Consider the following 18,201-nt stretch of genomic DNA (forward strand, 5'->3'; position numbering starts at 1 on the left):
CCGAATTCTTTTTAATTCACTTGACTTAAAAGCTCTTTTGCCGTTTACATCAGACTTTTTAGATTGTAGAATGGACAAGATGGGCGCAATTCGCATAATAAGCGTAACTTCGCTTGTAACGATAGATTGGAGGCTGTAAACATGATTACTGTTCATAATGTAGGATTACAGTATGGAGACCGCAAATTGTTTGATGAAGTAAATATTAAATTTACACCAGGAAACTGCTACGGCTTAATTGGAGCTAATGGAGCTTGGGAAATCAACGTTCTTGAAGATTTTATCTGGAGAAATAGAACCACAATCTGGTGACGTCAGCTTAAAACCAGGACAACGTCTAGCTGTATTAAAGCAGAACCACTTTGAATACGAAGAGGAAGAAGTTTTAAACACAGTAATGATGGGTCACCCACGCCTGTACCAAGTGATGCAAGAGAAAAATGCGATCTACATGAAAGAGGAATTCTCAGATGAGGATGGCATGAAGGCTGCTGAACTTGAAGGGGAATTTGCTGAGCTAAACGGTTGGGAAGCTGAATCAGAGGCTGCTGTTCTTTTAAAGGGATTAGGTATTGATGATTCCATTCATTATAAAAAACTAGCTGATCTAACTGGTTCTGAGCGTGTGAAAGTATTACTGGCACAAGCACTATTCGGTGAACCTGATGTGCTACTTCTAGATGAGCCTACCAACCATTTGGATCTTCAAGCCATTCAGTGGTTAGAGGACTTCTTAATTAATTTTGAGAATACGGTAGTGGTTGTATCCCATGACCGTCATTTCTTAAACAATGTCTGTACGCACATTGCCGATCTTGATTTCAGTAAGATCCAAGTGTACGTAGGTAACTATGACTTCTGGTATGAGTCTAGTCAGCTTGCTCTAAAAATGGCACAAGACAATAACAAGAAAAAAGAAGAAAAGATCAAGGAATTACAAGGCTTCGTTGCTCGATTTAGTGCAAACGCCTCTAAATCAAAGCAAGCAACTTCAAGAAAAAAATTGCTTGATAAGATCGAATTAGATGATATTAAACCATCTTCACGTAAATATCCGTATGTTCACTTTACACCAGAACGTGAAGTCGGTAACGATTTACTACGTGTAGAGAATCTTTCTAAAACCATTGATGGCGTAAAAGTATTAAACAACGTCAGCTTCACGATGAATAAAGATGATAAGATTGCCCTTGTTGGTACACATGAAACAGCAAAAACAACGTTATTTAAGATTCTTACTGGCGAGATGGAACCGGATTCTGGTAGTTACAAATGGGGAATTACGACATCTCAGTCATATTTCCCGAAAGATAACTCTAGCTTCTTTGAAGGCAATCAAGATTCTATCCTTGATTGGTTACGACAGTACTCTCCTCAGGATGATAGCGACACATTCCTTCGCGGTTTCCTTGGACGTATGTTGTTCTCTGGTGAGGAAGTTCACAAAAAAGCGAATGTGCTTTCAGGTGGAGAGAAAGTTCGTTGTATGCTTTCTAAAATGATGCTAAGTGGTGCCAATGTTCTCTTACTTGATGAACCAACCAACCACTTGGACCTTGAGTCGATTACAGCTGTCAATAATGGCTTAATTAACTATAAAGGATCAATGATTTTTGCATCACATGACCAACAGTTCATCCGTACCATTTCTAACCGTATTATTGAATTTACAGATGACGGTTTGATCGATAAAGAGCTTTCTTATGAAGAGTACCTTAAAGATAAAGCTTAATCTATTTATGAGAACAGCAGACCCTATTGAATAGGATCTGCTGTTCTTTTTTATTCCTTCACTGCCCCTTCTGCTACTCCCGCCATAAACTGACGACTGAAGATAATAAAGAGAATGATAAGTGGTATTGTGGCCATCAAGGTTCCAGCCATGATCATCGCATAATCTGTGTCGTATACTCCATTTAGCTGAGCAAGCATGACCTGTAACGTATACTTCTCAGGGCTATTAATAGCAACTAATGGCCAGAGGTAATCGTTCCAGACATTGATGAAAGTAAAAATACCTAAAAAGGTCAGTGCCGGTCTTAATGTTGGCAGGGCAACATTCCAATACAACCGGAACATACCGCACCCGTCTAATCGACCAGCATCCAATAAGTCATTAGGAACAGATTCCTGACAGAATTGCCTGATCCAGAAGATCCCAAAAGCACTTGCCAAGCTAGGAATAATTAGCGCCTTATACGAATCCACCCAAGCCGAACTCGGCAATAAGTAAAAAGGATGGAACAAAACTCATTTGCGCTGGGATCATCATTGTTAAGAGTAAAGCTATAAACAACAAGTTTTTTCCCGGGAATTCAAACTTAGCAAATGTAAATCCTGCTAATGAACAAAAGAACAATACACCAACAGAGGTTACAACGGATACAAAAACAGTGTTACCTAAAGCTTGGAAAAAATTTATGGTCGTTAATACATCTGTTATATTGGTCCAAAGCTCTGCTCCAAAGGTAAGTCGAGGTGGGAATTTGAGAATTTCACTCGTTGTGTTAGTTGCCATAACTATCAACCAATAAAATGGAAAGATAGAGATAAACACACCTACTAAAAGAATGAAGTGAACAAATAGCTTCATATACCATCTGTCATTTGTCATTTTAAAAACCCTCCTTTTTATCAGACCTTAAGCTCGTTGTACAATCTTCCAATTAATCAAAGAAAATATACCTATAATCAAAAACATCATCCAAGAAACAGCAGAAGCATATCCAAAATTACTATTTATAAACCCTTCATTATACATATACAAGGTCATTGTCATCCCTGCACCGCCTACTCCACCAGAGACACCTAGTAGCACTTCAGGTTCAGTGAAGATCTGCATAGAACCAATGGTTGTCATTATCACAGTGAACAGGATGATAGGTCGTAGCAATGGAATTGTAATCCGAAAAAATATCTGCATTTTATTTGCTCCATCTATAACAGCAGCCTCATATAATGACTTTGGTATACTCTGTAAGCCCGCAAGATAGATGATCGCATTATACCCAACAAATCTCCAAACAACCATTGACGCAATAACCACCTTGATTAAGAAAGAGGAGTTCATCCATTCTAGAGAGCTTATTCCTACCAAAGAAAGAACATAGTTTAGCAATCCGTATTGATTACTGAATATCGTCTCGAAGATAATCGCAACGGCAACAATGGATGTGACGTTTGTAATAAAGAACATCGTGCGATAGCTACCACGCATTCGTAAATTCGGTAAATTCAACAAAAATGCGATTACTAATGCAAAGAATAACATGGGAACACTAGAGAGAAACCATATAGCAAATGTATTACCAACTGATTTCCAAAATACAGGTTCTGTCAGAAGATATTGAAATTGAGAAAGCCCAACGAAGGTCATCTCTCCTAGACCAGACCAACTATGAAAGGAAAGATAGAGCGAGAATAAAATCGGAAATAATCCAAATATCAAAAACAAAATGAAAAATGGTGAAATAAATAAATATAGTATTTTATTCTTCCAAATTTCACTCCATAATGATGGCTTACTCATGATTTCGACTGATTGATTTTTAGTGTTTGGAATCGTTTTACTCATCTTCTATTCCCCCCTATTCATTTGATTGTCTAGAAAGCTCTCTACTTATTTTGGTTTGGACATCATTCCAAGCTGCTTCAGGATCTTTGTTCCCTCTCTCAACTAAAGTTAATTCATCTTCAAAGAACGTTCTAATTGGTCCGTACAAATTACCGTAGTAAGTAATCGGGACGTTTTTTGCGGCTTCTGCATACACATCCATAACTACTTGATCTCCAAAGAAGGGATCTGACTGAGCTAAATCTTCAGATTCAATCGTTTCGATGGTAGAAGGAAAAAGCTCAACACCTAAATAATTATCTTTTTGAGCTTCTTTCGATACAAGCGCCTTTGTAATCTCAACCGCGACATCCTTATGTTCAGAAGAATCCAGCACACCTAAGAACGATCCCCCATTATTTCCAGCACCACCTGGAGCTGCTGTGATCCGCCATTCTCCTGCTGTATCAGGTGCTGCATCCTTCAAGACGTTGGCTTCCCATACTGCTCCTATAAAAGAAGCAATAGAGCCATTATTAAGTGCAGCATTTCTTTCTCCATCAGCAATCCGTGGAGTCAAATGCAATTCATTAACCTGCATTGCGGAGTCCCATGCATCTCGCACCGCTCCGCCATCACCAATATATTCTTCCTCTGTCGTAAAGTACTTATCTGCTTGTTGTTCTATATTTTGTAAATACGTTCGTTGTAAATTATCGAACATATATACATCAGTTTGTTCTTTCATCTGAATACCAGCTTCAATATATTCATCCCACGTGCTAATCTGCTCAGCTACTTCTTCTGGTTCGGATGGAAGACCAGCAGCTTCAAACAAATCGGCTCGATAATAAAGAACGGTTGGTCCCGTATCAATAGGAAGAGCAATCATGGTATCTGTTACTGGATCGATAGCCAAATTCCACTTCCAGTCTAGGTAGTCGTCTTTAATATCACTCATATCATAATCATTTAAATTTACAAATTTCTCCCCATATTGTAGATACTCAGATGCCCAATCATTCATCGCAACAATATCAGGTCCATTGCCTGCGATTAAAGCTGTATGAAGCTTCGTCTTATATTCTCCGCCTACTTTTTGTGCATTGATTTTATATCCCGGAAACTCATTCTCTACGTCTTTAATCATTTGATCATCCAACGCTCGATGCCAATACCATAGTGTAATCGTTGACTCGTCATCAGAACCAGTTGAAGTAGCACAACTAGATAAAAATAACCCAGCTGCAGTTAAAGATAATAGAATGCTAGACCGTTTCATCTTGATACCCCCTCGGTTTTTGATAGCGCTTTCAATTAAGGTTTAAGTAAAAAGGTTGGACGTACAACTTATAATATATTAAAATGAAATCGATTACAACAACTTGCGTAGGAGGCTTATTCATGAAGCATATTAAGATTAATAACGTTGAAAAGTCAATTAGTTCACTTATAATGGGGTCCGATTACTTTTCCCCTGACAATCAAGAGAAAGTAGATGGTGTAATCGATTCATTCCTAGAAATTGGTGGTAATACAATTGATACCGCATTCATCTATGCTGGTGGCCAGAGCGAAAAAGCGATTGGAAATTGGCTCGAGCAAGGTTCTAACCGAGACAAAATTAATATCTGGACAAAAGGCGGTCACCCCAATCAAAATGGTCATACAATTAATCAAAAAGAGTTGTACGATCAATTACAAACAAGCTTAGAACGCTTAAAATCAGATCATGTACAATTATATGCACTACATCGCGATGACTTAACTGTTCGCGTTGAAGATATTCTTGAATGGTTAAACGAACATGTCCAGGCAAAACGAATTCAGACTTTTGGAGCTTCAAATTGGAGTGTAGAAAGACTAGAAGAAGCGAATAATTATGCAGCAAAACATGGAATGGAAGGATTCTCTTTCTCGAGTCCGAACTTAAGTCTTGCTAAAGCCAAAGAGCCTTACTGGCCTGGGTGTGTGAGTGTAGATCAGAATATGATCGATTGGCATGAGCATTCTCAACTTCCTTTGTTTTCATGGTCATCACAAGCACGAGGCTTTTTCACTGGTCGCTTCACACGTGATAACCTCGAGAATGAAGATTTGGTCCGTGTTTTTTATAACAATGAGAACTGGGAACGATACGATCGTGCAGAAGGTCTCGCAAAGGAAAAAGGTTGCAGTTTAATTGAGATTGCATTAGCTTATGTATTAAATCAGCAATTTCCAACCGGAGCTATTATTGGCCCGCAAAATCGTGATGAATTAATTTCGTGCGGTGAAGGAGCAAAAATTTCTCTAACAGTTGATGAAGTAGCTTATATTAATTTAAACCGTTAATATTTACGTAGACCAAACCCCTACCAGTATAATCTAGTAGGGGTTTTGATTAATTTATAACTTTTTCAGGCGATATTTTTTTCCATTTTCGAATTCCGTAGAAGCCAATAAGCAGAAGCATTACGATGACAACATAACTAAATTGTTCAATATATGTTTGGATCTGTCCTATTAACTGACCAAAGAAATAACCTAATGAGAAGTATATAGTTACCCATATTGCAGCTGAAGTAAATGCATACGAAGCAAATTTATAATATGAAATCGATGATGCTCCCACTCCAAGTGGAACGGCATGTCGAATAAAAGGAATAAAATAGCTTACTAATAACGCTTTTTTACCGTAACGATTTACGATTTCACTACTTTCACCAAGCCTCTGCTTCCACTTTTGCGGAATTTTTTTACTTTGATCTGAGAATTTCTCTATCTTTGTACCTAACACATACCATACAGACCCGTGACATAAAACTGCCGTATAGATTAATAGAAATGCTGGAATTGGTTCGAGATAAGTGGCTGTGACTAGCCAACCGCCAGTCATTAAAAGGACTTCGTTGGGTACTGGAAAAATGAACAGTCCTATTGCACAACATATAAACAAAGCCCAGTAACCATATTCAGATACTCCATCTATAAAAGCAATTGTCCAATCCATCTCAGTTCATCTCCTCAGGAAATGATTACCCTTATTTCCTGATTTGAAACCAAAACAAAAAAAGAACGACTTTTGTAGTCGCTCCCTCATCTACTTACCCTTTAAAATACTCCTTATAATACCCGCCAACTTTGCCTGTATTATCAATGACAAAATAAAACTCTTCTGTTTCATTTTTTAGGGGGTATGTCTTTCCTGCAGTTAGAGCTTGATTAACCATATATTTTTTTGCATCAGTGTGAACACATGTAAGCTCACGTATCGTTTCGGATGTTTCCCAGTTCTGATGAATCATTTTCATTACCTGCCTTTTATCATAAAATAGAGAAGCTGAAAAATCAGCTTCTCTTAGAGTACAACACTTATCCTTCTAACAACAAGTTTTCTGGATCCTCAAGCATTTCTTTCACTTTTACTAGGAAGCTAACCGCTTCTTTGCCGTCTACAATTCTGTGGTCATATGAAAGGGCAATATACATCATTGGACGGTTTTCAAATGTGTTCTCATCAATGGCAACTGGTCTCCATTGTACTTTGTGCATACCTAGGATACCAACTTGAGGTGCATTAAGAATTGGAGTTGACCATAATGAACCGAATACTCCACCATTTGTGATAGTGAAGCTTCCGCCTTGTAAGTCTGATAAGGCAAGCTTGTTATCACGGGCTTTTAATCCAAGATTACGAATCTCACTTTCTATTCCTGCAAATCCTAGACGATCAGCGTCACGAACAACTGGTACAACTAAACCATCATCTGTAGATACTGCAATTCCGATATCATAGTATTTCTTCAACAAAATTTCGTCGCCTTGAATTTCTGCATTCAGTAATGGGAACTGTTTAAGTGCTCCAATGACTGCTTTTGTAAAGAAAGACATAAATCCTAGCTTCACGCCTGTTTTTTCTTGGAAAGCGTCCTTGCGTCTTTTACGCAGATCCATAACGTTTGTCATGTCAATTTCATTAAATGTTGTTAGCATAGCTGCTGTTTGTTGTGATTCAACCAAACGTTTAGCGATTGTTTGACGACGTCTAGACATTTTAATACGCTCTACAGGTTTTCCAGGATCCTGAGCTGGTGCTTTTGTTTCTTTTTTCTGCTCTTGTTTTGGTTCGTCTTTTTTAGGTGAGTAAGAATCTACATCCTGCTTACGAATCGTTCCACCAGAGGAAATCTCTTTAAGAGAAACCCCTTTTTCTCTAGCGCGTTTACGGGCAGATGGTGTAGCTAACCTACGCTCATCTTCTGTAAGCTCTTCAGAAGATGAAGCTGCAGGAGTCTCTTCTTTCTTCTCTTCTTTTTGTGGCTCTGATTTCGCTTCAGATTTTTCTTCTTTTTTATCTTGTTTTTCGTCAGCTGAGCTATCACTTGATCCATCAGCACTCTCATCAATGACAGCAATCACTTCTCCTACTTCAACTGTATCACCTGGCTCACGCTTTAATTCCTTCAACACTCCTGAAAATTCGGAAGTGATTTCAATATTGACCTTATCTGTTTCCAGTTCTGCAATGTATTCTCCTTGGTTCACATGATCGCCCACTTCTTTTAACCATTGGGCAATTGTTCCTTCGGTAATCGATTCAGCTAGTTCTGGTACTTTAATTTCAGTCATGTTGGAATGGCCTCCTTAGTTTTTACGAGTAAAAGTCTCGTTTACGATGCGTGATTGTTCTGTTTTGTGTGCAGATGATACGCCCTCAGCAGGACTAGAACGATACGTGCGTCCTATATAGCTTAACTCTACCTCTTCTGGCAAAATTTCTAGAATACGTGATTCCATAAACGTCCAAGCACCCATGTTCTTCGGCTCTTCTTGAACCCATTTAACCTCTTGTAGATTAGGGAAACGTTGAAGAAGTTCTCTAATAGTACGACGAGGGAATGGATACAATTCTTCCACTCTAGCAATGTGAAGCCAACTCGTATCTTCGTCTTTATTTTTCGATAGATAATCGTTCATTTCTACTCCAATTTTGCCGCTACATAAGGCAACACGCTGCACTTTTTCAGCATCTGCTCCAGTTGTTGTGTGCTCAAGAACAGGGTTAAACTCTCCGTCTGTAAACTCAACTGGCTTAGATGAAGCAGCCTTATTACGTAACAAGCTTTTTGGCGTCATAATCACTAATGGCCGAACTGCATTTTTCTGTAGAATCGCAGCTTGACGACGAAGAATATGGAAATATTGAGCGGCAGTTGTGCAGTTCGCAATTGTCCAGTTATTCTCAGCAGCCATTAACAAGAAACGCTCAAGTCTGGCACTTGAATGCTCTGGTCCCATTCCTTCATAACCATGAGGAAGCAATAATACTAGTCCAGATTTTTGACCCCATTTTGCACGAGCTGCAGAAACCCACTGATCAAGCATCACCTGTGCACCATTACTAAAGTCTCCAAATTGAGCTTCCCAAAGGACAAGTGTTTCAGGTGAAAAGACATTATAGCCATATTCATACCCTACAGCTGCTTGCTCTGATAATGGTGAATTATAGATAGAGAAAGAAGCCGCTCCATCTTCAAATTCATGAAGTGGTGTAATCGTGTCATTTGTTTCACGATCATGCAGAACCGCATGTCTATGAGCAAATGTTCCTCGTTCAGTATCTTGACCAGTTAGTCGAATTGGTGTCCCGTCTGCAATGATTGTAGCAAAAGCAAGGTACTCACCTAAGCCCCAATCTAATGATCCGTTTTCAGAGAACGCATCCAAACGACGATGTAAGATTTTCTCCAATTTCTGATTGGGTTTAAATCCTTCTGGCCAATTTAACAATTGTTCATTGATTGATTTTAAGCGGTCAAACTCAACCTGTGTTTTTACTTTTGGTAACCCATTAACAATAAAATCAGGTGGAGATAACTCTTGTTTGTTCTCCGATTTTTTGTTGGACACTTGATCGTACTCTTCTTGTAAGAGTTTTGCTTGCTCTTGATCAAGTTGGTTACCGTAATCCGCTTTTACTGTTTGTGACCCTTCAAGCTGACGAGCATAAATCTCACGTACAGTTGGATGTTTGCGGATTTCGTTATATAATACCGGCTGCGTAACAGCAGGCTCATCTCCCTCATTGTGTCCATAGCGCCGATAACCAATAAGATCAATTAGGAAGTCTTTTTTGAATCTTTTTCTGTATTCAATGGCAAGCTTTGTTACCTTCACACAGGCTTCTGCATCATCTGCATTGACATGGACGATCGGGATCTCAAATCCTTTTGCAGGATCACTTGCATATGTAGTTGACCTAGAATCAAAGATTTCCGTTGTATAGCCAATGTTGTTATTTGCAATAATGTGCAGGCTTCCACCAATTTGGTAGCCATTAAGACGGCTTAAATTTAGTGTTTCCGTTACAACACCTTGACCTGGAAATGCTGCATCTCCATGGATAAGAATGGCAAGTGCTTTCGTCACATCTTGTTTCGGTTCACCTTTTTCAGAACGATCTTCCTGTGCTGCACGGGCAAAACCTTCCACAATTGGACTCACAAATTCAAGATGACTTGGATTATTTGCAAGTGTAACAGTAGCCGAATGTTGATCTTTTTCAACTGAACGATTTGCACCTAAATGATACTTCACATCACCCGTCCATCCGTAGTTCAATTCTTCAGATCCTTCAGTTGGCGCTGTGTTTTCTTTAGGCGCTTGCAAAAATTCAGAGAATATCATATTGTAAGGCTTTCCAAGAGTATGTGCCAAAACATTTAGGCGTCCTCTATGAGCCATCCCAATTAGTATATTTTCAGTTCCTTTTGAGATTGATTGATCAATTGATTCATCAAGTATTGGAACAAGTGTGTCAAGACCTTCGATTGAAAAACGCTTTTGGCCAACAAATGTGCGATGAATAAATTTTTCAAAGCCTTCTACCTCTGTTAAACGTTTAAGAAGCTCTTTCTTTTTGTCTGTTGACAAATCTTCAGAAAGCTCACCAGACTCTACAGCATGTCGTAACCAAATTCGTTCCTCTTCGTCTTGAACATGTTCAAATTCAAATGCTGTTGTTTTTGTATATTGATTCTTCAGGTGCTCAATCACTTCGTATCCATTTCGTAAATGAGCAGGTGCATGATTCATTAATAATGGGACTGGAATTCTCAACAAATCTTCTTTAGTTAAATCAAAACGTTCCAAACTTATAAATTCATCACTTAATTCTGAACGTAGAATAGGATTAATTGCAGAAACCAAATGGCCTTTTGCTCGAATCATATCAGCTAATTTTACTGCGCTTACTACCTTTGTCATCATGTCCGGATCTAGCGCATTTCCTGACTGATTCTGTGAACCTTTGGCCGAATCTATTTGCGTGGGAGGCGGACCCCATAATTCAAATTTCTCACGTAGATCTGGATCAACAGAATTGGCATCTTTTAAAAATTCATCATACAGTTCAATCACAACGCCAAGATTGGGACCATGAAATCCTTGCCACGGCGCTTCCTGGTTATTCTCCTTGCTGGACATGTGATAATAACCTCCTAAGAAACTTTTCTTCTATCAACAGTTACCGATAAATTTTGCAACGCTTACACAAATAGTTTACCACGATTCCTGTTTGCACTCAAAGAAAACACGAAATTTGTTGTAAAATAGCTCAGCGCTCGCAACAACCCCTAAAATTGTACGACTTTTTGTTTAGAAAATCTAGCATTTCTTTAAAGTTTTTCTGAAAATTAGGCTTTCTACAATCAACGCATTTGTCAAAAAGTGTCGAACGTATAAAATTGTCACTCAATAAGGTATACGTTGTGTTTGGAACCAATTCATTATTTGATCTTTTTCAGTTTGGGTAAACTGAAATAATGAACTAGTAGTGCCCTCTTCTAATAGAACAATTTGAAGTGGCTCATTCTCCATATTTACGATTAATAAGACTGTTATATCAAGACGCGAGATCTGTTCATTGTCTGTTTTATAATCCACAGCTAACTCATAATGCGTCCATTGACCAACCCGTAGTCGTTTTATTTCTTTAATAGAATCAAACGTTATCTCAGAATACCGTTCAAACAACAAATCAATCATGTATCTCTCCCTTTCCATAAAAACAGGGTCCAAGTCAGGACCCAAGGCTTGAAGTTACTAATAGTTCTTTCTAGACTCCTTTTTATCTGTACACTATTATACGTTAAAGGAACAATCCAAGTAAAACAATAGCTATAATATGTGCATAATAAATCGACATCTGGTGAAACTATTTGGATGAAAAAGGAGGGGCTATAGTTGGAACAATATTTACTTATGCAAGACTCCAATAGTCCATGTTTGGTGATCGTCGATACGGTAAATGGACGTTATGCAGTTAGAAATGCAGATACTACTGGTCTGACTTTTTCAAACGGTGAAGAAGCGTTAGCCTGGATTCAACAGAATTGGCACTCGAATCTGTTTGTTAACCCAGAGGAATACAGCCACCTAATACAAGCAATCCAACAAGAACTTATTTCTTCTTAAAAACAAGTACGTACCATCCGCCTTCCCGAATGACTGGTATGCATGATAGTTGGATAAAGCCTGTCTGTTTTGCGTATGATAGCAGTTCTTTTTCCGTCGGGACCGGATACATCTCTTCATGTGCAGACATAAAACTATTAAACCCTGAAGCAAATCGCTGTCCATGCTTAGAGCTGACAAGTGGTGACATGATTAAAAGATAGCCTTTTTTAACAAGCAATTGTTTTGCTCTCTTGAATAATTGTAAGCGATCTTCAAATGAAAAATAATAGAAGAGATTATTCATCATTAATAGATCATATTGATCCTGATCTACATAATTCATAAAATCAGCTTGGATAATTGATATATCGGTTCCCTTCGCTTTTTCAAGCGCCTTTTTTTGCACGTCTGGATCTGCTTCAATTCCAGTCAGATTTATGTCAGGAAATTTTTTATGGAGTCGATGCAAATATCCTCCGTGCCCGCATCCAACATCTAAAATCCTTTTCACCTTTTGTTTTTTTACAACGCCAACGATTTTGGGGAACATTACAGATTCAAGTAAACCAGAAGTTTCGGCAACCGTGTGCCCAATATCTTCTTCTAAGATTTTAATTTCATCACCTTGGAGTAAGTTACGGTAAGTTAGAAGAGTTGGGATATGTAATTCCATCATTTCTTTTAGCAAAATTCCGACTGATTGATTACTAGTTTTTGAAAAATAGACAACCATCGTTTTTTTTGATTGTATTTTTTTTCCACGTTTTTCTTTTAAATGACCTATTGCGAGTCCTACCTCAACCCAACGCTTAAGTAAATCTTCTTTATAAAGGTACCGATTTGCAATCGTATGAATATCATTTGGTTTCTCAAATGCTTTAAATAGGTCTAGGCTGTATCCTAAGTGTGCATGCCATACTTGCAAAAAAGGTTCATTTTTTTTCATCCATTTTCTAGCCTGCCATAATCTTTTGTATTCAGCTATCACACTTTTCTCTCCCATCAATTGATGCATCATTATTAGTTATCCATTCCCAAACCTCACTAAATCGAAACCGACGCTAGATTGTCGCTTTTCTTCTATTACCTGACGAGATATAATGAAGATTCAAATTGACTATGTATAACTTAAAGGATGACTGTATTATGAAAAGACTCGTATTTTTTGTATTAGCAGGCATGATTGCGTTAATTGCGCTGTTTATCTATTTATTTGACTCAAATAATCAAGTCAGACAAATAACATATAAAACGGTTATTGGTCAGCATCAAATCCCAGAAAAGTTTGTGCCAGTTTATGAGGAAGCTGCTGAAGAATACGATATTCCATGGCAACTACTTGCGGCAGTCCATCGTGTTGAAACGATATTCTCGACAATGAATCCAATGGAAAGTCCTGTTGGCGCACTTGGTCCTTTTCAGTTTATGCCTAGAACGTGGGTTGGCTTGGTCTCATCCAGGTGGAGATGTTGGTGAGTTGGATGATGATGTAGATATTACTGACCCTGAGCTCATTAGTGAACATAATGGGTATGGTATGGATGTGTCGGGAAATGGTGTAGCCGATCCTTTTGATATTTGGGATTCAGCCTATGCTGCAGCTTCCTTTCTTGCGGACCACGGTGCTGAAGAAGGCGACTTGGAGGGAGCGTTATTTTCCTATAACAGAAGTGATGACTATGTAAATGAAGTGATGAGTTATTACAACGCCTATATTGAAAACTATGAATTGATTACCATTCCACTGGATAAAGAAGAGTAATATCTAAAAGTTGGAAATTGTTAAAAAGAGGCCGGGAAAGAAATATACGTGTAAACGATAAAGACGAATCAACCATTTAAAATTTTCAGGTTGATTCGTCTTTTTATTTTTAATTTAAGTAGCAGGTGATGATCGGCGGGGTATCTCCGCTCCCGGGACGGCTCCAAGCCTAATCTGGATAACGCAACCTCATTTCAACAGCTCAATCCAGCAAAGTGGTGAGATGGATCATTATCGTTTTCTACTCATTTGTTGTCCCCTACTTACACCTTATTGATTTGTATAAACAGGATCTTCGTCTTGCTCTTCTACTTCTACGGGTGGAATATATGATGGTTCATTTTTAATTTGAATTTGTTTTTCATTTGAACCTTTTTGACCAATGTCCGGAAGAGAACAGCCTGTTAATAAAACTGAAACAATTAATCCAATTATAAATCGCTTCAATAGAACCCTCTCTTTTCATTAAGCCTTAACCCTAAAAGGTTTTTCTCGTTTTTTATTTGAATACATAGATTGGTCTGCACGATGTATTAATTCATCAATTGTATCATGCATACCTTTCTCAAAAAAGGAAAATCCGCAGCTTACAGAAACTGAAAAAGAAAAATCCACAGTTTGATTTATTTGCTCAATCTCAGCTTGCATGTCACTCCATTTTTCTTTCCCTTGCTCCAATTTACAATTAGTGAATACTAAAACAAACTCATCCCCACCATAACGAAAAAACAAATCCTCAGGAGACTTATTAAGCTCGATCACATACGCAATGGTCTGAATTAATAAATCTCCATCTGCGTGACCAAATTGATCATTCACATACTTAAGATTGTTCACATCTAAGAAACAAATAACAACCCCTGCATGAGCTGCATTCTCCAAAATAGTTTGCAAATAAACCATTCCACTCCTTCGATTTAAACAACCAGTTAAACCATCTTTAGAAGCATGTTGAATTAAATCCTGTTCTGATTCTTTCATAATTGAAATATCTGAGAAGCCAATCATGAAACAAGTTTCATTATGAAAAGAAACTACTTCTCCATTCATTAATAACCATCGTTTATGCCCATTCATCAATTGCTCTACAAATATATAATCTTTACAACTGCCTTCTTCTTTTACTCTACTTAAAAAAATAGTCATTTCATCATTCACAGAAAATATCGTATGAATAGTGTAACTAGAACGATGATCCTCTTCAAAAAATCTATGAGCTTTTTGATTCATTAATAGAACTCTTTTATCTTCAGCTCTAAGCATCAGCAACGGGTAAGGGTTGACTTCAAATAAACTACGAAAGCTCTCTTCACTTTGTTGTAGATCCTTCTCTTTTAGGAAGGTGTTTTTCCGATAAAAATAATAGATGAAAGCAATTAAAATAGAAATACCCATCGCAGCCGTTGTATTTATGACTTTAATTAATATAGCAGAATCTGATACATTCGTATGGTATAACAGTAGAATAAATAGACTTTGAATTGGTACGATAATCATACCTAAATAAAGAGGATGTAAAACAAATAGTGTTGCTATGCCCATCATAATCACAATATAGGAATCTACATTGCCTGATAAACCCTCACTGTTTATAGAACCTAACATCCCGATTAGTAAATAGAAGCCTACAAAGCCATATAAAATATATGAGCTAAACCTGCTTTGATAAAAACATGTATTTCTATATCGTTTAAATTGATAAGTACTTATAAACCACAAGGATGTGAAAAGACATAGCATGTGAATACCTATTAATCGCCAAAATGCTTCTGTCCCTCCTACTTCATCATATAAACGCATATCCATAAATACATAGAGTGGCGAAACCAAAACGAGTACCCAACAAAATATGTAAGCGAACATAGGCTAATTTCATTTCTTCTACTTTAAAAAGAGCTAGCGAGGAAGAATGAGTCCGATGATGTGTAGTAAAGTGAAGTAGACGACCAATAAACAGTGATAAAAATTGTGTCATCTGCTAATCCTCCTAAATTGATGTGTACATATATTTTACTATACTATCGGCTTTGTTTAGCGTATTTTTTAGACTGTGCATCCATATCACTCGAAATCGTTCTAGTAACCATGGTATAGTGTTCAAGTATTTAAAATTTTGTTTAGGGGTTGAATTCAATGGAGTTTGTAACGTTAAATAATGGACTTAAAATGCCTCAATTAGGGTTTGGTGTATGGCAGGTTCCAGATGAAGAAGCAACACCTGCAGTGAAAAATGCCCTTGAAGTTGGGTATCGTTCAATTGACACAGCGATGATCTATCGAAATGAAAAAGGCGTTGGCGAAGCGTTAAAGGAAGCAAACGTAGATCGCTCAGACCTATTTATTACAACAAAAGTATGGAACAGTGATCAAGGATATGATGCAACAATCAAGGCTTTTGATGAAAGCTTGGAGCGTCTTGGTTTAGATTATGTTGATCTTTACCTAATCCACTGGCCTACTCCAATGTATGATACGTATGTAGATACATACAAAGCGATGGAAACGCTTTACAAAGAAGGTCGAGTTAAAGCCATTGGTGTATGTAACTTTGAAATTGAGCATTTACAACGTTTACTTGATGAATGTGAAATCGTACCTGTATTGAATCAAATTGAGTGTCATCCTTACCTAGCGCAAAATGAATTAAAGGATTTCTGTGCGAAACATAACATATTTGTAGAAGCTTGGAGCCCTCTCATGCAAGGTGGCGATGTGTTAACCGATTCCACTGTCGTTGAAATCGCAAAAGCACACGAAAAAACACCTGCACAAGTCGTATTACGTTGGCACTTACAGAATGACTCTATCGTTATACCTAAGTCGGTTACACCTTCTCGTATCGAAGAAAATTTTGATGTATTTGATTTTAGTTTAACGGATGAAGAACAACAAAAATTAAATGCACTTGATAATGGAACAAGACGTGGTGCACATCCGAATGATATGGATAAACGTTAATTGCAACAAAAAAAGAACCGAAGCACATTGATGCCTCGGTTCTTTTTTATGAATAAATCATTGCATTTGATAATGAATATCATTATTATATAAGAGTGCTTTCTAAACATCTATATTGGGGGATTTAACTTGAAAACATTATTCACATATAAGAAATCGCTGACGTTAGCCTTATCAATGACTACTGTTTTTGCTTTGGCAGCTTGTGGCGGTAATGAAGATAACGATCCATCGGCAAACGATTCCACATCTGACTCTGGTCCACGTGTGATGACTGATGCCTTAGGTAATGAGGTTGAGATTCCAGAAAACCCGGAACGAATACTCGGTTCATACTTAGAAGATTACTTAGTCACTTTAGGTGAGACACCTGTTGCCCAGTGGTCTGTCGCAAACGGAACGCAAGTCTATCTTGAAGGTCAACTTGAAGGTGTACCTACTATTTCGTCTGAACTTCCACCTGAGGAAGTGGCCAGTTTTGACCCTGATCTCATTCTAATTGGTGAAGAAACCCAAGTTGAATCTGGATTATATGATCAATATGATCAAATTGCACCAACTTTTGTTTTAGGTGATGAGGTTACAAATGATTGGCGTAAGGCTTTAGCAAAAACAGGTGAAATTCTTGGTAAAACAGAAGAAGCTGATCAGGCATTGGCTGATTACGAGGCATTAGTGGATGATACAAAAGAGGATATCCAAGCAGCCATTGGAGAGGATAAAGTAGCTGCATTATGGTATGTAGCAGATACCTATTATGCGGTTTCTCCTACCCAATCAAGTGGTGCAACATTGTTTGAAGACCTTGAATTAAACCCTGCTAATGTCAACGCTAACCTTCCTGAGGATAATGTGGCACAATGGAACCCGGTCACACTTGAATCATTAGCTGAACTTGACGCAGATCACCTAATTTTAGTTAACAGTACAGAAAGCTCGATTGAAGACATTTTAAATGATCCTGTTTGGGCTAACGTACCTGCTGTAATAAAAAATCAAGTGCATGGTGTTTCGAGAGAATCCACTTGGCTATATACAGGCATTCAAGCTCATACTCAAACGGTTCAACAAGCAAAAGAACTTCTAACGCAATGATAAAAAAACAATCGTCCTTAGCGGATGATTGTTTTTTTCAAGAAAGCATTTGGTGGTTAGTGTGCATTACTTGTAACTTTGTTTCTTTTAGATGACTAATAACTTGTCTACGTGCAGATATATATAGCCATTGACGATAGGTCTGGTCTTTTAACTTTGGTCTTTCCTGCCATAGGCGTTTAAATAATTGCTGAATCATTTCTTCCGTCTTGACTTTATCCTTTACTCCTCGGTAAATAAACGCATAAAGTGCACGTTCATTTTCGACATACAACTGCTCTAGTGCTTCGGGTTCTTTGTTTCGTATACGTTTACAAATTGGTTGTTTACTTTCTCTCATAAATGGATTACCCCTCTTGGCCATCTCACAGACTAAGGATGACACAGATGATGC

18 protein-coding genes and 2 pseudogenes are annotated in these 18,201 nt (G+C 37.9%); 7 read left to right on the forward strand and 13 right to left on the reverse strand.

Translation table 11 applies throughout. The features are described 5' to 3' along the window. The first annotated feature begins 141 nt into the window (after window positions 1–141). Window positions 142–1,732: pseudogene (locus NDM98_RS03045) on the forward strand (ABC-F family ATP-binding cassette domain-containing protein). A 50-nt stretch (window positions 1,733–1,782) separates the two neighbouring features. Here the strand turns inward: NDM98_RS03045 and NDM98_RS03050 are convergent. The 3 genes and pseudogenes from NDM98_RS03050 to NDM98_RS03060 form a co-directional block, all read right to left on the reverse strand. After that, window positions 1,783–2,614 (reverse strand): annotated as a pseudogene (locus NDM98_RS03050) (carbohydrate ABC transporter permease). Window positions 2,615–2,641: 27 nt separating this feature from the next. Further along, window positions 2,642–3,529: a carbohydrate ABC transporter permease gene (locus NDM98_RS03055; protein WP_373370388.1), complete on the reverse strand. Its 888-nt coding sequence runs from the start codon at window positions 3,527–3,529 to the stop codon at window positions 2,642–2,644. 58 nt (window positions 3,530–3,587) lie between these two features. Continuing rightward, window positions 3,588–4,835, reverse strand: a complete 1,248-nt coding sequence (locus NDM98_RS03060) for an ABC transporter substrate-binding protein (protein WP_251604515.1) — start codon at window positions 4,833–4,835, stop codon at window positions 3,588–3,590. 122 nt (window positions 4,836–4,957) lie between these two features. On the opposite strand from NDM98_RS03060, the gene NDM98_RS03065 reads away from it, so the two are divergent. Continuing rightward, window positions 4,958–5,887, forward strand: coding sequence for an aldo/keto reductase (locus NDM98_RS03065; RefSeq protein ID WP_251604516.1), 930 nt, complete (start codon window positions 4,958–4,960; stop codon window positions 5,885–5,887). 49 nt (window positions 5,888–5,936) lie between these two features. Here NDM98_RS03065 and NDM98_RS03070 read toward each other — a convergent pair whose 3' ends face one another. From NDM98_RS03070 to NDM98_RS03090, 5 genes are all read right to left on the reverse strand, one after another. Continuing rightward, window positions 5,937–6,545 (reverse strand): DedA family protein, encoded by a 609-nt coding sequence (locus NDM98_RS03070; RefSeq protein ID WP_251604517.1) that lies wholly within the window; start codon window positions 6,543–6,545, stop codon window positions 5,937–5,939. A gap of 94 nt (window positions 6,546–6,639) precedes the next feature. Continuing rightward, complete coding sequence (locus NDM98_RS03075) at window positions 6,640–6,840, reverse strand: DUF6501 family protein (protein WP_251604518.1); 201 nt, start codon at window positions 6,838–6,840, stop codon at window positions 6,640–6,642. 67 nt (window positions 6,841–6,907) lie between these two features. After that, complete coding sequence (sucB, locus tag NDM98_RS03080; protein WP_251604519.1) at window positions 6,908–8,164, reverse strand: dihydrolipoyllysine-residue succinyltransferase; 1,257 nt, start codon at window positions 8,162–8,164, stop codon at window positions 6,908–6,910. Between the two features lie 15 nt (window positions 8,165–8,179). After that, on the reverse strand, window positions 8,180–11,020 hold the full coding sequence (locus NDM98_RS03085; RefSeq protein ID WP_251604520.1) for a 2-oxoglutarate dehydrogenase E1 component: 2,841 nt from the start codon (window positions 11,018–11,020) through the stop codon (window positions 8,180–8,182). Window positions 11,021–11,287: 267 nt separating this feature from the next. Beyond that, window positions 11,288–11,581, reverse strand: coding sequence for a hypothetical protein (locus NDM98_RS03090; RefSeq protein WP_251604521.1), 294 nt, complete (start codon window positions 11,579–11,581; stop codon window positions 11,288–11,290). 198 nt (window positions 11,582–11,779) lie between these two features. On the opposite strand from NDM98_RS03090, the gene NDM98_RS03095 reads away from it, so the two are divergent. Further along, window positions 11,780–12,010: a hypothetical protein gene (locus NDM98_RS03095; protein WP_251604522.1), complete on the forward strand. Its 231-nt coding sequence runs from the start codon at window positions 11,780–11,782 to the stop codon at window positions 12,008–12,010. On the opposite strand, the gene NDM98_RS03100 is transcribed toward NDM98_RS03095, so the two are convergent. Then, complete coding sequence (locus NDM98_RS03100) at window positions 11,997–13,010, reverse strand: class I SAM-dependent methyltransferase (protein WP_251604524.1); 1,014 nt, start codon at window positions 13,008–13,010, stop codon at window positions 11,997–11,999. The genes NDM98_RS03095 and NDM98_RS03100 overlap by 14 nt on opposite strands. A 128-nt stretch (window positions 13,011–13,138) precedes the next feature. Here NDM98_RS03100 and NDM98_RS03105 point away from each other — a divergent pair, with 128 nt between their 5' ends. After that, window positions 13,139–13,468, forward strand: a complete 330-nt coding sequence (locus NDM98_RS03105; RefSeq protein ID WP_251604526.1) for a lysozyme family protein — start codon at window positions 13,139–13,141, stop codon at window positions 13,466–13,468. Then, window positions 13,434–13,754, forward strand: a complete 321-nt coding sequence (locus NDM98_RS03110) for a lysozyme family protein (RefSeq protein ID WP_251604527.1) — start codon at window positions 13,434–13,436, stop codon at window positions 13,752–13,754. The genes NDM98_RS03105 and NDM98_RS03110 overlap by 35 nt, the downstream gene beginning before the upstream one ends. A 270-nt stretch (window positions 13,755–14,024) precedes the next feature. Here NDM98_RS03110 and NDM98_RS03115 read toward each other — a convergent pair whose 3' ends face one another. From NDM98_RS03115 to NDM98_RS03125, 3 genes are read right to left on the reverse strand one after another with little or no spacing between them, the layout of a single operon-like run. Further along, window positions 14,025–14,201: a putative periplasmic lipoprotein gene (locus NDM98_RS03115; RefSeq protein ID WP_251604529.1), complete on the reverse strand. Its 177-nt coding sequence runs from the start codon at window positions 14,199–14,201 to the stop codon at window positions 14,025–14,027. Window positions 14,202–14,219: 18 nt separating this feature from the next. Further along, window positions 14,220–15,554, reverse strand: coding sequence for a sensor domain-containing diguanylate cyclase (locus NDM98_RS03120; protein ID WP_251604531.1), 1,335 nt, complete (start codon window positions 15,552–15,554; stop codon window positions 14,220–14,222). After that, window positions 15,541–15,729 carry a hypothetical protein gene (locus tag NDM98_RS03125; protein WP_251604534.1) on the reverse strand — a complete coding sequence of 63 codons (189 nt, stop codon included), beginning with the start codon at window positions 15,727–15,729 and terminating at the stop codon, window positions 15,541–15,543. The genes NDM98_RS03120 and NDM98_RS03125 overlap by 14 nt, the downstream gene beginning before the upstream one ends. 158 nt (window positions 15,730–15,887) lie before the next feature. On the opposite strand from NDM98_RS03125, the gene NDM98_RS03130 reads away from it, so the two are divergent. After that, window positions 15,888–16,712, forward strand: a complete 825-nt coding sequence (locus NDM98_RS03130) for an aldo/keto reductase (RefSeq protein WP_251604536.1) — start codon at window positions 15,888–15,890, stop codon at window positions 16,710–16,712. A 129-nt stretch (window positions 16,713–16,841) separates the two neighbouring features. After that, window positions 16,842–17,807 (forward strand): ABC transporter substrate-binding protein, encoded by a 966-nt coding sequence (locus NDM98_RS03135; protein WP_251604538.1) that lies wholly within the window; start codon window positions 16,842–16,844, stop codon window positions 17,805–17,807. Window positions 17,808–17,844: 37 nt separating this feature from the next. Here the strand turns inward: NDM98_RS03135 and NDM98_RS03140 are convergent, their stop codons facing one another. Next, window positions 17,845–18,147, reverse strand: a complete 303-nt coding sequence (locus tag NDM98_RS03140; protein ID WP_251604540.1) for an RNA polymerase sigma factor — start codon at window positions 18,145–18,147, stop codon at window positions 17,845–17,847. Window positions 18,148–18,201 lie beyond the last annotated feature (54 nt).

The organism is Alkalicoccobacillus plakortidis, from assembly GCF_023703085.1.
Classification (GTDB): Bacteria; Bacillota; Bacilli; order Bacillales; family Bacillaceae_D; genus Alkalicoccobacillus; species Alkalicoccobacillus plakortidis.

Bases quoted from the DNA above. Each gene is read 5' to 3' on its own strand.
- NDM98_RS03055 (WP_373370388.1), bottom strand. From the start codon at position 3,529: ATGAGTAAGCCATCATTATGGAGTGAAATTTGGAAGAATAAAATACTA.
- NDM98_RS03060 (WP_251604515.1), bottom strand. From the start codon at position 4,835: ATGAAACGGTCTAGCATTCTATTATCTTTAACTGCAGCTGGGTTATTT.
- NDM98_RS03065 (WP_251604516.1), top strand. From the start codon at position 4,958: ATGAAGCATATTAAGATTAATAACGTTGAAAAGTCAATTAGTTCACTT.
- NDM98_RS03070 (WP_251604517.1), bottom strand. From the start codon at position 6,545: ATGGATTGGACAATTGCTTTTATAGATGGAGTATCTGAATATGGTTAC.
- NDM98_RS03075 (WP_251604518.1), bottom strand. From the start codon at position 6,840: ATGATTCATCAGAACTGGGAAACATCCGAAACGATACGTGAGCTTACA.
- sucB (WP_251604519.1), bottom strand. From the start codon at position 8,164: ATGACTGAAATTAAAGTACCAGAACTAGCTGAATCGATTACCGAAGGA.
- NDM98_RS03085 (WP_251604520.1), bottom strand. From the start codon at position 11,020: ATGTCCAGCAAGGAGAATAACCAGGAAGCGCCGTGGCAAGGATTTCAT.
- NDM98_RS03090 (WP_251604521.1), bottom strand. From the start codon at position 11,581: ATGATTGATTTGTTGTTTGAACGGTATTCTGAGATAACGTTTGATTCT.
- NDM98_RS03100 (WP_251604524.1), bottom strand. From the start codon at position 13,010: ATGATGCATCAATTGATGGGAGAGAAAAGTGTGATAGCTGAATACAAA.
- NDM98_RS03105 (WP_251604526.1), top strand. From the start codon at position 13,139: ATGAAAAGACTCGTATTTTTTGTATTAGCAGGCATGATTGCGTTAATT.
- NDM98_RS03120 (WP_251604531.1), bottom strand. From the start codon at position 15,554: ATGCGTTTATATGATGAAGTAGGAGGGACAGAAGCATTTTGGCGATTA.
- NDM98_RS03125 (WP_251604534.1), bottom strand. From the start codon at position 15,729: ATGACACAATTTTTATCACTGTTTATTGGTCGTCTACTTCACTTTACT.
- NDM98_RS03130 (WP_251604536.1), top strand. From the start codon at position 15,888: ATGGAGTTTGTAACGTTAAATAATGGACTTAAAATGCCTCAATTAGGG.
- NDM98_RS03140 (WP_251604540.1), bottom strand. From the start codon at position 18,147: ATGAGAGAAAGTAAACAACCAATTTGTAAACGTATACGAAACAAAGAA.